This is a genomic window from Brasilonema sp. UFV-L1, from assembly GCF_012912105.1.
Taxonomy (GTDB): Bacteria; Cyanobacteriota; Cyanobacteriia; order Cyanobacteriales; family Nostocaceae; genus Brasilonema.
Genome location: NZ_QMEA01000066.1, coordinates 27,316 through 40,296, shown reverse-complemented (window position 1 = coordinate 40,296; position 12,981 = coordinate 27,316). Strand labels below are relative to the sequence as shown.

The window sequence follows — 12,981 nt, the reverse complement described above, 5'->3', positions numbered from 1 at the left end:
AGTTTATGTAAATTTTGAGATTCCTGAGTTTCACTCAACTTTTTAGTCATTTTATTAGAGATAACTTTAACATAAGTGAACAAGATACTTATTTACTAATTGCCAAAATCAAAGATTTTTAGTTTGCTATTAATTGATAATTATGTCATTTTTAAAAATTGCTTGGCTAGTCAATACTTTATTTTATATACTGCAAACCAAATGGTATTAACCTGTTTATCAACTATTTTAATGATAGCTGTAAGCTAAATGCAAAAACTGCTATTTTATCTCTTGTGAAAATGTAAAAATACATTTTATAACATTTCAAATGTAATCATTTTAAGACAACACAAATGGAAGTTTTTATTATGAAAACTTTCAAAAAAAATCCCTTTGAATACAATTTTACTGTTGCTTTGGAGATAGAGAAACTGGCACAATATTGGTTCAAGCGGTTGGATATGGAATGTCCAGAACAAAACGTTGCTAACAGGGAAAGTATAGTAAAATGGCTTGTGGAAACTGACTTACATCAATTTGAGACACTTAATTCAAAGGAACTGGATATTACCAAAGAAGCGATGGAGTACCGCTACAAAATTTTGCTTCAGCGCTACTTAGGAGTTAGCAGAGAACGTGCTTACCGCAACTTAATCACTCGATTGGGGAGTTTGGTAACATCACGCCATAAGGTTCAGACTTGGATTCCTTTGAGTCGCGATACGCACAAGCTAAAGCCTCCAGCTGATCGCCAACGAATTATTTTAGATGTGCTCGAAAAAGTCATTCAAGAATTACTAGAAACTGACAACTATATACAACAACAAATAATTTGTATTTCTGAATTTACCACTGATTCTCATCTACGGAATGCATTGCTGTTTGCCAGCTTAGAAGAGTATTCTTTGCGATCGGTATCCAATCAACCGCTTCTTGTGTATCGTTTTATAAACTACTTGAGATGTCACTCACTTCACTTGAATTCAAAATCGCTTCGCGATAGATCTTGCGCACGGGGCGTGAATTGTTTTGGTCATCAGTAGACCTTTCCAAAAATGATTTTTAGTGCAAGCGCGGTAAAGATTTTATAGCCATTTTTGGAGAGATATAGTATAGCAGTTGAAAATATTGACGATATAAATGACAGCGAGGCTCTACTGTATTACCAGAGAATTTCACTAATCCTATACTGTGTAACTGATAAGCTAGCATGGGTTCTAATTGTACAGAACTCGTGGAAAGAATCACTTTTTTAAAAGCCTCTGCTAGTTCAGAACGCTGTTGTAGATTTAACCAATGTTCTCGCAAATGATAGCCATAAATTCCTGTTTCTATATTCACCTCTGTTAAAAGTTGTTCAAGGGTTATATGGGGATGACTTTTGAGGTAAGTGAAAGCTAGTTCTAATAAATAAGGATGTCCTCCCACAATTATCATGAGTTGTTCAATCATATCTGCATCTAATTTTAGTCCATGCTGCACAGCAAAGTCTTGAACCTGCGTACTAGTAAATTCTGATAATTCAATTGGTAATCCTACGTTAAATGGAGATTGATTAATATTTAGTCGAATGTAAACATCTGTAGAGTGGACAATGACTAAGCGTAGCTTTTTCCAAATCTTACGGCTTCTTGCCTTCTCATACCAAGAGCGCAACAGCCCAAAAAAGTCTTCGTAAATTTCGGGATAGGGAAAAAGTAAATCCACATCATCCAAGCATAAAACGAGAGGATTCTCTGCTTGAGGTAGCAAATATTCTTCAAAATAAGTTGTACAACTCACTTTAGATCCTATACCTTCTTCATCCCAATATTCATCTAATTCATTAGGTAATCCTAGGTCTCGACTGAGGTTAGTACAAAGCCAACGCAAAAATTTATTCAAGCTGGCAAAATGTATATTGCGTTCTGCTAGCTTAAAGCTCAAACTGACAGTACGATAATTTTTCTGTTGTGCAACCTGAGTCAATACTCTAGTTACGAGATATGTCTTACCCATCAAACTTGGAGCTTTAATTCTGATGAGAGAACCAGGGTGCAAAAGTGTTTCATAACACACAGATTCAATAGGAGGGCGCTCTACATAAATATCAAAATTCAAAGTTTCTTGCTTTTTCTCTGGAGAAGAGTGTTGAACGATACTCTCATCGTTGACACATACACAATCTGTTTGTGCTTCTTTGAAAGAGATGTTATGAGAATTTTTATTCATCAGATTTTTATTAGTCAAATCTGAATTCAAATCTGAGTTTTTTCTAGAGGTAGATTGCTGTTGGATCCAAGCCCTTTTTAAAGCTTATTTAAAGTTACTTTTTCTGACTTTCTCGCCCAACGATTCTGTCAAAATCTTCCAAAGTTTTGGAGCAATATCTTGACTCAGATAACTGGTAGCGTATTGATGTTGAACGGCAATTTCATCATACTCTTGTTTGTGCCAAGCTCCTTTAAAAATTAAAATTTCAACATCTGTTAAGTGTCTCTTCAACTTAAAATAGACTAATTGATTAGCAATTTGGAGTGCTTCATCTAGGTTAAAATCCATAATTTTGGCTTGTAGATAACTACTTACTCTATAGCAATCCTAAAACATAACCTCTATTTAAGTAGGAATTGTAATGTTCAAATTTCTGCTATCTGTAGTGCGAGCAAGATGCTTACACTACGTTCAGGTACATTGAGATGCTCGTGTTGTTTGTCACCAAAATATTAAGCTCAAGTTGACTCCAGAATTGGTATAAAATTCTCACCCTCACCTCTTGCCGCAAGGAGGCTCCCACTGTACCTGTACTCAGGTCAGTGGTGAGAGGAATTGCGGGTTGAAAACTCGGTACACCCGACGCATTGTCCCCTAAAAATTTGGCAGCCTTATTACAACGCGTACCCGGCTTGGAAGACAGATCAACAAAACAAAGGCTGCCAAATTTTTTCGTGTTAGACCCCCGCCCCCGACTGATAGCAACCGTAGGTTGTTGAAGAACAGGGGTGTCCGAGTTTTCAACAATCTCCGGAAACACACGACGGAGGATTGTAGTCTATAATTGTAATCACATAGTGAGTAGGTCGAACTCATGGAACAAGTACTGACACTAGTTTGCAAACTCAACCCCACGCCGTTACAGTCGGAGAAATTGGAAGTAGTGCTTCATGCTTTTGCTGAAGCTTGCAACTACACAAACCAAATAATTAAACCAGACATAACGAGTAAGTTGACAATTCAAGGTATTGTCTACGAAGACTTAAGAACTAAGTTTGGGTTGCCTGCTAATTTGGCTGTCAGAGCTTGTGCCAGAGTTGGGGCTAACCGTAAAACAGCAAAACAAAAGAACAAGCCCGTTATTGCGTTTAAACCCACATCTGCTGATTATGATGCTAGGATTTTTGCTTTCAGGGAGAAGGATTGGACTGTCAGCTTGACCACTTTGTCTGGTCGAGAACACATTAAAATCAATGCTGGTAATTATCAGCGTGGTAAGCTTGCAGGACGCAAACCAACAAGCGCTCAGTTATGCAAACACCGTGATGGGCAGTACTATATCCACATCCAGTTAAAAGACGAAGTTCCAGACCCACAGCCAACAAGGAAGGTAATTGGGGTCGATTTTGGACGACGTGATATTGCCGCAACCAGCAACGGCGATTCATGGAGCGGTAAACAATTAACCAAAACCAGAGATAGATACAGCAAGGTCAGAGCGTCTCTCCAGAAAAAAGCTTCCACACGCACAAGGTCTAGTCGGCGTAGATGTCGGCAAGTCTTGGTACGGCTATCGGGGCGCGAAAGACGATTTCAAGCGTGGGTAAACCACAACATTAGTAAGACAATCATTCAGCAAGCCAAGAGTGAACAAGCATCTATAGCTATTGAGGACTTGACTGGCATTCGTGAAAGAACGAATCAAAAACCGCGCAACAAGACAGAACGCCGTAGAAGTAACTCGTGGGCGTTTTATCAGTTGCGGATGTTTTTGGAGTACAAAGGACTACGGAACGGCGTAGAAGTTGTTGCTGTTCCTCCTGCCTACACGAGTCAAACCTGCAATCGTTGTCTACACATTGGCTTGCGCTCTGAGAAGAAATTCAAATGCGGCAACTGTGGACTATCTTGCGATGCTGATTTGAATGGAGCGAAGATGATTGCATTATTGGGGCACTCTGTAAGCGTGCCTGGAGGCTCGAACGGTTTGTGTTGTAATCTCAGCACGGACTCTTCAGGGCTACTGAAAGCCCACACTGTATTCGGTACTCCGAATCAGTGTGGGTAGTTTACTAATTGCATTTTGTGTTCTGCGTTCTGGAGGGCGTAGCAGGGCGTAGCCCGTTCTTCTTCAATCTTAGCTTTTCAAATAACCTCTCTTGACTTTCTTCTCTCTGCACTCTCTGCGCCTTTCTTGTTCATCTCTAACCATTCTTTCATATTTTCTGGTAATTCTCTTTTCGTTCTACTATTTGTCTCAATACAAACGTGTCTAGTCACAGCTTTAGCAGCCATCACCTCATGCACTATCACTTCATAAGCAACTTCAAATCTGTCAAAACTAAGCTGTTGAGGTATTAATCTAATAACTAAATTATCTCCACAATGTAGCGGACGAAAAAAGTCCACACCAGCATGAACAATGGGAAAAGCTACAGATGGCTTCGTAAAAAAATCTTTGAGATTAATGCCAGATGTAACTAGAGATTCCTCATAAGCCTCATGACAAATAGCCAAGATATTGGCAAAGTAAACAACCCCAGCAGCATCAGTATCTTGAAATCGAACAGTACGGTTATATGTAAACGACATATTGAGAAATTCAAAATTCAAAATTCAAAATTCACGCATTCGCTGCCTACGGCACGCTACGCTAACATTCAATCCGGGACTGCGTCCCGCTGTGCTAACAACATTCAAAATTTACTTCCTTCGGTAGTACAAGATTACCTATCTTTTCTTTAGCGTTTTGGCGGTTCGATAATACTTAATCTACCCTACAGGAACGCAAGGGCGGCGTACGAGTAAAGGAGTATTAAAAATATATAGCAGGCTATTTGCCTGCTACAGTAAACAATTTTACCGTAATAATCTACATTTATCAGTTTAATGGGTAATAAATATCTTCTGAGCAAGGATTGAGGTAGGGACGCTGTAAATCAAGACCGAATCGAGTAAAATGTGAATGAATTGCTTTCATGCGCTCGTCAGTTGAATCGTTCTGTTGTTGCCAAACTTCCAACAAAGCATTCGCCACAATTTGGCAGCGGTTCATTCCAAAAGTTTCCTGTACAGCAAATTTTTGGCTAAGTTCTTCAGCTAAACTTAACCCTGGCGCTAAAAACTTGGTAAACAAAGGTATTTCTTTGTAAAAATGAGATTGATGTTCTGCATAGACAGCCTGAAGGACTTTTCGTAGCGCTGGATAGTCTTCGCACTCAAACGACAGCACTCCTGAATCGTAGCGTCCATAGGCGACTGGATTGTGTAAAACCTGAAAATTAAAGGGAATTGCAGCAGCGTTCAGTTGTTGTGTCAGACTATCCATAAGGGCGATCGCACCTCTTGGAGTGATATTAAAGTAAATTCGCCCTCCGCCTAAATCAGTATCTGGGTGAGGATGCAAATTCTGTCTGACATTACTCAGTGCTATATAAAAGCCGTTTTGCAGTCGATTTTTAGGCATCCAGATATTTATTAACTCTCCTACTTTGACAGTCTGCGTTGAGTGTTCTATTTTGTGACTGTATTCAACATACAATGTTAAACCACCTTTGCTGACTGCTATACTACCATCTGGTTCCCGTCGCAACAGCTGCCAACCAGGGTCAAAGTAACCTATACCATGATTACTGGTATGTAGTTGTTCATAAAATTGCCCATCAATTTCCAAGATAGAATGACTTTCTAAGTTTTGATATGGTAAGTCATGACTCACATTACTATTGAGTGACAACGTGTTTTGTAAAGAGCCATTGTAATAAATACCGTGAAGGAAGTTTCGCAATAGCAAAGCCAGATACTTACATTGTAATGCAGGCGAATTTTTGCGAAATCGCTCTGCAATCTTAGTTGGCAAGGCAAAAGGTTGATATTTGGGATGACGAATGCAAAAATTGGATTCAATTTGGATATTGTTAGCAATATCTAATAGAGAATTTAGTAGTGGTTTGGTAGAAGACTCTAGCATTCTTGGAACTTCTCAAAGGAGAATGAGCAGTTATCAGTTTCATCATTTGGCTTTCAGTCTCCTGCCATAAGTTGGCAGGACTGTTTACTTAACACAAGAAGTGTACTACATGCTGTTTTAAAAACCGCGCAATCGAGTTTTTTCGTAATAAAGGCGAAGCAGATTATTTTCTGTTTTGGGATGAGAGAGTTGAGCAAACTTTGTAAATATTTTTAAGATTTCTGACTCTGCTATACCAAAAACAGTCAGCACAGATTCTTGTGGTCTCGTCAGTAAGCTTTTAGCAAAATTAAGCATACAAACACCAGAATTATCAAAATGTTTGTAAGAATTAATCTTTTCTTGAATTCGATGAATCAGGACTAAACCCGCAAACTGGAGAACTCGTTGAACAAATTCACAACGATACTCAAGAATGATTGGAAAAGTATCAAGATACCCTAGAAGAAGAGCTAGTATTGAAGGCTGAAGATTTTCTAATGGAACCGCTGCAAGAAGTAGCGATTCTTCTAAATCGAGAGTAAAATCTACAACTAAGCTATCTAACCAAATTGTTAGATAACTTGCGACTAAAGTTCCCAAATCAAAAGCAGGATCTCCCCAAGCACAAGCTTCCCAATCAATGAGTTTGACAAGACAATTGTCTAACTGCTTCCACTTTGAATGCACTAAAATATTTTCCAATCTTAGGTCATTATGAGTTAAGCAGCAAGGATTCCACTCATACGCTAATTCAGCAATAGCTGCTTCTATTGTTTCGTAATTTTGATAAAGAACATAAAATTTCAGTGCATCTGTAGGAACATTACCAAAAATTTCTGGTCCAATTGTTCCTATCCCTTGCGCTGGATTATAAAATTGATAGCAAAACTGTCCTTGAGGAGCAGTTGCCATAAAATCACGATATTCCCGGCGGTTGAAAGTAGCACGATGTAGCGCTCCCAAACTAGTACCAATAGCACTTGCGATCGCCTTGGGAAAGAGCAAACTTTTTTGATAAAAACTTCCTAGTTCAAAATACTCCTGTAGGTAGTGGCGAACAAGAATAGATTTTTCTTCATCAAAATGCACGACTAAAGATGCGATCGCAGAAATATTTCCTAACACCGGAAATTTCTGAAGTAACTGATGAAACAGCCATTCATTGAAAAAGTCTTGTGGATATCCGTCATTTTCAATGCATCGTTCCTGTTTCACTAGCAACTTGTGGTTTTCCGCTAAAGTAACAAGTAAATTGAGATTTTTCTGACTATTTGATGTGAACTCAGAATCGGTATTTGCACCTTCTTCTGAGCTACACAGACCTGCTTGATACAGATACTGAATAACATTCTGAGAAGATAGTGAGAGTACCATGTATAATTTCCTATAGCGTAAAAATGCTTGATAATAATCAACAATTTCAGTGTTGACTTGACTTTAGAATTATTTTGGTAGATAGCAATAAACCCTGCAAGTATCAATAACGATTGACACAATCTACTAATATCCGATTTATTTCAAACAAACCTGCCAAAATGGCAGTACTATTATGACTATTGCTTAAAATTTTGCTCAACACTGATTAAGAAGAACGGGCTGCGCCCCGCTACGCTAACAGTTATCAGAACGCAGAACTTAGAATACATTCCCATACAGAAATGCGCTGATATTTAGATAAGAACGCCGTATTTCTACACGTTGCACTCTACTTGAAATACATCTTTATTCTTCATTCCATAAATCAATAATGATGCTAGTATAGTGTTGCTAGTATACTTTTTAGCGTTGATCTTCTGATTACTGAGTTAGTGAGTTGGTGTTAGCGTAGCGGGGCGTAGCCCGTTATTTCTTCGGTCAAAGATTTTCAACGAATAGCGTTCAGAAATATCATGTTTAACATCTGTTCCAACTGTGGCGAATATCGCCCTGATAAAATCATTGTATCTTCTGGACCATATGCTGTATGTCCAAATTGCGGATTGAAACACAAGTTTATACAACTACCATTATTTATTCTTTCGGGCGCAAGTGGTACTGGCAAATCAACAATCAGTCTTGCACTTGTTGACAAAATGAAAGAAGTTGTTGTGATGGAAAGTGATATTCTTTGGCGTCAGGAATTACAGCAACCAGGAACTGATTTACGTCAATATCGAGAAACTTGGCTGCGAGTGTGTAAAAATATTTCGCAGTCTGGAAAACCAGTTGTTCTATGTGGCGCTGGAATTCCTGAGCATTTTGAAGGATGCTTAGAGCGTCGCTATTTTTCAGAAATTTATTATTTGGCTTTGATTTGTGACGATGAAATTCTTACCTCACGATTACAAAATCGTCCCGCATGGCGTGGTTTTACGGATGAACGGATAAACGAACACATATCCTTCAATCGTTGGTTTAAAGATAATGCACACAAGACAAAGCCACCAATCACTCTTCTAGATACTTCCAAAATAACAGTAAATGAGAGTGTGGAAGAAGTCGCACGATGGATAAATGTAAACTACTAGACTGAGTTTTGCTAAGATAACAACTATTTAAATAAAGAATGAGCAAACAGGGCTGCTTGGGTGCGATCGCGCAAATTTAAGCGACTGAGAATATTAGTCACATAATTCTTAACAGTGTTCTCTGAGAGGAAAAGCGATTGCGCAATTTCACGGTTATTAGCTCCAGAAGCCATTAAACGTAATACATCCAGTTCTCTGGGTGTAAGTTGCCCTAGTTCTGGGGGATGTTTCATCGAGGGGGCTGGTGTTGTGACGGAGATGAGTGCTTTTTCAAACAACCCAGGACCAAGTTGGGTATGTCCCTTGTAAATAGCTCGAATGGCTAACGCCAGTTCATCTGGCTCAGTATCCTTGAGCAAGTAGCCCTTAGCGCCTAATCGCATCGCTTGCGAGACATACTCATCATCATCGAAAGTTGTCAACACCAGCACTTTCGTGTCAGGATATTGTCGGGCGATCGCCCCAGTTGCAGCGACTCCATCCATAACGGGCATCCGGATATCCATCAGCACAACATCGGGTTGTAGCCTGGAAATCACCTCAAGCGCTCGTTGCCCATTTTCCGCTTCACCGATAACTTGCATATCGGAATTAGACTCTAGTAAACTCTTGAGTCCTTGACGGATGATAAGTTGATCATCGACTAATAAAATCCGAATCATATTAATAAATTTGATAGTGGAAAAGAAACACAGATACGACACCCTTTTTCTGGTTGACTGTGGAGATGAAACTCTGCGCCCAACGCCAGTGCTCGTTCTCGCATCCCCTGCAGTCCAAACCCGGTTGTATTTTGAGTTGGATCAAATCCTTTACCATTGTCCTCAATTGAAAGATGAAGCGTCTCAGTCTGCTGCTGTAACTGAACGCTCACAGTTGTTGCTTGAGCATGTTTATAAATATTTGTCAGCGATTCTTGCACAATCCGGTAAACGGTTGTTTTCACTTCTGTGGGTAAGGATACTGGTAAGTAGATTTTGCTAGACAGAGAAATCCCTGTGGTGTGTTGGAAGTCTTTTAGTAGCTTTTCAATGGCTGATTCAAGTAATTGTCCTTGCAGCGGATTTGAGCGCAAAACTGAAACTGAGCGCCGAATTTCCAGCAACGCCTGAGATCCCAGTTGCTTTGCCTGTTTGATAAAAGTCAATGCCTTGTCGTCATTCGATTGCCAGAACAATAAAGCATTATTAATTTGAATGGTTTGGGCGGCTAGGGTGTGTCCGAGTCCATCGTGAATTTCGCGAGCAATCCGATTACGTTCCTGCAAAGTTGCCTGATCTTCAATTCGCAGCGCATACTGTCGTAGTTGCTCATGGGTGATTTCTAGTTCCTGATGAGCAATCTGCAACTGCTCTCGACTTTGCCGTTCTGCGAGCAGAGCATTAATCAACAATAAAGCAAATATCAGCGTCAAGCTAAACAACAATACAGAACTCAATCGCCAATCCCATACAGCGACTTTAATCTTGTCAGGCATAATGGGTTTTGACAGCAGCAGTGTTCCATAACAGAGGAAAGCTAAGCTCAACACTACTAACTGTCCCTTTTGCCGAAACAGTAAGCAACTCCGCATCACCAGCACCAGACATAGCAGGAAAACAGAGCGAGAGGATAAGCCTTCTTGAGTCGTTGCTAGCAAAATCAAGCCAAATTCCAGAGCAGTGTAAAGCAATTTTACTCCCAACTTTTGTTTTGGCAGTCTCAAGCCCATCAAACCAAAGGCAATGATGATCAGAACTCGCTGCAGTAACTGCCAAGACAACACGAAAGGTAACATCACTTCCATGAAAATTGCCGTGGCTAACAATAGCCACTCCAGATAAAGCAACAGACGAAACGGTTGGTAGGACGGACGAACCATAAGATTGACTGATTGGAAAATCGTTCTAGCCTGCAGAAGCAGGACGTGCGCCTGTGGGCTTATTTGAACTGTATTGGACACCAAAGAACATTGCAAACATTTTCTTTCTCTTCTTTAACGAATCTATCATCAATATTGATAGAGTCTTTCCTACTGATTAGCTCTTTGTGGACTAGGAAAAAAGTCACACAAATCTCAATGAAAAGGAGTCAGAATCCAGAATTCAGAATTCAGAATATCCCCACGGATGAATCCGGGGGTTTGGAATCACACGACATCTTTTTCATACATGGATTCAGCAACGCCAAAAATTCTTTTGGTGCCATTTATGAAGTTTGCCTGGTTCGCTTCCGTCCAATTATGATGATGACAATGGCAGTTCTTATGGGGTCTGTCCCAAGCAGTTATAAATCATTTGTGAAAAATTAGAAACCCGGTAACTCTTGCGAAACCGGGTTTGGTGGACTCCAGCAATTTATGCGCTGCCCGCAGGCACTTTTACACAACTCATATAGGATTACATATTTTTGATTTGGAAGTCCCTTAGTATGATTTGGAACCTCACGCTACCTCAACACCACCAGTTGATTGACCATTGTCCCTAGTGCCACCAAACCTAAGATAGCCATTAATCCCGCAGGCATAAATTTACGTGTTTTCACCAATCTAACCCCAAAAGTTATGACTAAAACAGCAGTCACCACAGCAGCTAACGTCAAACCCCAAGTTTGTCCTTGGAGTTGCACAACAGCAGCAATAATCAGCAGTAAACCGCTGATACCACCACTAATTAAAGAAACTTTGCTATTCGCTTGACGGTAGCCAATAATACCACCTATGAGAGCTAAGATGCCGTAGGCAAGAGGTGCGACGATACCTAAAGTCATTGTTAAAAAACCTATATAGAATTTAATTTTGATGCGGCTATCAGCAGACAATTTACCATAGCTATCTAGCTACATTACCTTTTGATTGATGGATAATCAAGCGATCTTCTACGAAGCGGCTAAGCCGAACGCAAAGGTTCAATACCTCCAACGCCAAGCAGCGTCCCTTTTACTCTACCAGTCCGTCGTCCAAAGCGAAGTGGGGAGCGCGTATCTTGATCTGTTGCAAGCAATACGCTACACTGATGCCGACGCACGCGGTTGCCTCCAGTCATACGGCAATTATTTTAGGTGCTTGGCTGCCAGACATCAAAACTGGGAGGAATATCTCATTACTCAAATTCTCAGAGCAGAGAATCCTTTTACTCAACTGGCTCAACAACAAGAATTTGAAAATTTACCTCCAGCTTTAATAGCCGCAGTTCAGCATGATTTACAAGCGTTGCAGAGTCTTTATCAGTGTAGCAGCGCTATCTTAAGTGAATGGGTGCAAGACGTAGCTCATCTGAGCGTTTCACCAGTCGTATGGTATACAGAGAAAGATGGAGTTGCAAAAACTCACGAATTTCCTTTGATTTCAAAACTACAACAGTTGGAACATTGGGCTGATGCGGTGAAAGAATTGGCGGCGTATTATCACCAATTTGGTACAGGCTTATTTGCAGAGTATAGGGCTGCGCGTTGGCAAGCTGGGCAGTTTATCGGAATACGCTACCCCGATCCAGTTCAATTGAATCAACTTGTCGGTTACGAGTCGCAAAAAGAAGCTTTGTTGAAAAACACAGAGTTTTTATTATCTGGACAGATGGCGCTGCACGTTTTACTTTACGGTAGTCGCGGTTCAGGAAAATCTTCTTTGGTAAAAGCTTTGCTCAATGAGTATGGCGATCGCAACTTACGTTTACTAGAAGTCGCAAAATCTGAATTGAAAGACTTACCAAAAATTGTGGAACAGTTACGCAGTGTTCCACAAAAGTTTATCATCTTTGTCGATGACCTGTCTTTTGAAGAAGATGATGATGCCTTCAAAGCACTTAAAGTGGTTTTAGAAGGCAATTTAACCGCACGACCTCAAAATGCTGTTGTGTATGCTACTTCTAACCGTCGCCACTTAATTCGAGAGTTTTTTGCTGATCGACCATCTCCCAAAGACAACGATGAAATCCATGTATGGGATACCATGCAAGAGAAGCTATCTTTTAGCGATCGCTTTGGTTTGACCTTGACTTTTGAAGGCGCTGACCAGAAAACTTACTTACACATTATCCGGCATCTTGCGGCACAAGCTGAAATTGATATGAGTCAGGAAGATTTAGAACGTCAAGCTTTACAATGGGCGACTCGCCATAATGGTCGTTCTGGAAGAACAGCAAGGCAATTTGTTGATTTCTTAAAAGCAGATTTAACCGTGTCTCGTTCAACCCAGCATGCAGCAAACACAGAATCATAAAATAAGATAAATTTCGTTTTTAATTTTTTCGTTTTCTCGACTATAGTGTTAGAAATCATGACACAGATAGCTTTCAAAGCGACAGTGTAAGGTTTATTGACTTAGAAAATACTTAGGTTAATAACTTAGCTATGTTAAGAACAAGCAAT

Annotated in this window: 11 protein-coding genes and 1 pseudogene; 4 read left to right on the top strand and 8 right to left on the bottom strand. The window is 40.0% G+C overall.

Features of this window, described 5'->3' with window-relative positions; translation table 11 throughout:
* Nucleotides 1-335: 335 nt before the first annotated feature.
* Nucleotides 336-944 (top strand): annotated as a pseudogene (locus DP117_RS19380) (hypothetical protein); the annotation flags it as partial.
* Nucleotides 945-1,044: 100 nt separating this feature from the next.
* Here the strand turns inward: DP117_RS19380 and DP117_RS19375 are convergent.
* Complete coding sequence (locus DP117_RS19375) at nt 1,045-2,193, bottom strand: AAA-like domain-containing protein (protein WP_339381324.1); 1,149 nt, start codon at nt 2,191-2,193, stop codon at nt 1,045-1,047.
* Nucleotides 2,194-2,277: 84 nt separating this feature from the next.
* Nucleotides 2,278-2,523, bottom strand: coding sequence for a hypothetical protein (locus DP117_RS37280; protein ID WP_339381323.1), 246 nt, complete (start codon nt 2,521-2,523; stop codon nt 2,278-2,280).
* A gap of 526 nt (nt 2,524-3,049) precedes the next feature.
* On the opposite strand from DP117_RS37280, the gene DP117_RS19370 reads away from it, so the two are divergent.
* Nucleotides 3,050-4,243, top strand: coding sequence for an RNA-guided endonuclease TnpB family protein (locus DP117_RS19370; protein ID WP_169219907.1), 1,194 nt, complete (start codon nt 3,050-3,052; stop codon nt 4,241-4,243).
* 77 nt (nt 4,244-4,320) lie between these two features.
* Here DP117_RS19370 and DP117_RS19365 read toward each other — a convergent pair whose 3' ends face one another.
* The 3 genes from DP117_RS19365 to DP117_RS19355 all read right to left on the bottom strand — a co-directional run bounded on the left by DP117_RS19365 (nt 4,321) and on the right by DP117_RS19355 (nt 7,501).
* A complete protein-coding gene (locus DP117_RS19365; protein ID WP_169219906.1) occupies nt 4,321-4,767 on the bottom strand; it encodes a thioesterase family protein in 447 nt (148 codons plus the stop codon).
* A gap of 289 nt (nt 4,768-5,056) precedes the next feature.
* Entirely contained in the window at nt 5,057-6,145 is a 1,089-nt protein-coding gene (locus DP117_RS19360) for a T3SS effector HopA1 family protein (protein WP_169219905.1), read from the bottom strand.
* A 117-nt stretch (nt 6,146-6,262) separates the two neighbouring features.
* Complete coding sequence (locus DP117_RS19355; RefSeq protein WP_169219904.1) at nt 6,263-7,501, bottom strand: phosphotransferase; 1,239 nt, start codon at nt 7,499-7,501, stop codon at nt 6,263-6,265.
* 515 nt (nt 7,502-8,016) lie between these two features.
* Between DP117_RS19355 and DP117_RS19350 the strand changes: the two genes are divergently transcribed.
* Entirely contained in the window at nt 8,017-8,634 is a 618-nt protein-coding gene (locus tag DP117_RS19350) for an AAA family ATPase (RefSeq protein WP_169219903.1), read from the top strand.
* 23 nt (nt 8,635-8,657) lie between these two features.
* Here DP117_RS19350 and DP117_RS19345 read toward each other — a convergent pair whose 3' ends face one another.
* The 3 genes from DP117_RS19345 to DP117_RS19335 form a co-directional block, all read right to left on the bottom strand.
* Complete coding sequence (locus DP117_RS19345) at nt 8,658-9,296, bottom strand: response regulator transcription factor (RefSeq protein WP_169219902.1); 639 nt, start codon at nt 9,294-9,296, stop codon at nt 8,658-8,660.
* Nucleotides 9,293-10,495, bottom strand: coding sequence for a sensor histidine kinase (locus DP117_RS19340; protein ID WP_169219901.1), 1,203 nt, complete (start codon nt 10,493-10,495; stop codon nt 9,293-9,295). The genes DP117_RS19345 and DP117_RS19340 overlap by 4 nt, the downstream gene beginning before the upstream one ends.
* A gap of 566 nt (nt 10,496-11,061) precedes the next feature.
* The gene (locus DP117_RS19335; protein WP_169219900.1) at nt 11,062-11,382 is read right to left on the bottom strand and encodes a TMEM14 family protein; all 321 of its coding nucleotides are present in this window, start codon (nt 11,380-11,382) and stop codon (nt 11,062-11,064) included.
* Nucleotides 11,383-11,470: 88 nt separating this feature from the next.
* On the opposite strand from DP117_RS19335, the gene DP117_RS19330 reads away from it, so the two are divergent.
* Entirely contained in the window at nt 11,471-12,832 is a 1,362-nt protein-coding gene (locus DP117_RS19330) for an ATP-binding protein (RefSeq protein ID WP_169219899.1), read from the top strand.
* Nucleotides 12,833-12,981 lie beyond the last annotated feature (149 nt).

Bases quoted from the DNA above. Each gene is read 5' to 3' on its own strand.
- DP117_RS19330 (WP_169219899.1), top strand. From the start codon at position 11,471: ATGGATAATCAAGCGATCTTCTACGAAGCGGCTAAGCCGAACGCAAAG.
- DP117_RS19350 (WP_169219903.1), top strand. From the start codon at position 8,017: ATGTTTAACATCTGTTCCAACTGTGGCGAATATCGCCCTGATAAAATC.
- DP117_RS19345 (WP_169219902.1), bottom strand. From the start codon at position 9,296: ATGATTCGGATTTTATTAGTCGATGATCAACTTATCATCCGTCAAGGA.
- DP117_RS19375 (WP_339381324.1), bottom strand. From the start codon at position 2,193: ATGAATAAAAATTCTCATAACATCTCTTTCAAAGAAGCACAAACAGAT.
- DP117_RS19360 (WP_169219905.1), bottom strand. From the start codon at position 6,145: ATGCTAGAGTCTTCTACCAAACCACTACTAAATTCTCTATTAGATATT.
- DP117_RS19355 (WP_169219904.1), bottom strand. From the start codon at position 7,501: ATGGTACTCTCACTATCTTCTCAGAATGTTATTCAGTATCTGTATCAA.
- DP117_RS37280 (WP_339381323.1), bottom strand. From the start codon at position 2,523: ATGGATTTTAACCTAGATGAAGCACTCCAAATTGCTAATCAATTAGTC.
- DP117_RS19370 (WP_169219907.1), top strand. From the start codon at position 3,050: ATGGAACAAGTACTGACACTAGTTTGCAAACTCAACCCCACGCCGTTA.
- DP117_RS19335 (WP_169219900.1), bottom strand. From the start codon at position 11,382: ATGACTTTAGGTATCGTCGCACCTCTTGCCTACGGCATCTTAGCTCTC.
- DP117_RS19340 (WP_169219901.1), bottom strand. From the start codon at position 10,495: ATGGTTCGTCCGTCCTACCAACCGTTTCGTCTGTTGCTTTATCTGGAG.
- DP117_RS19365 (WP_169219906.1), bottom strand. From the start codon at position 4,767: ATGTCGTTTACATATAACCGTACTGTTCGATTTCAAGATACTGATGCT.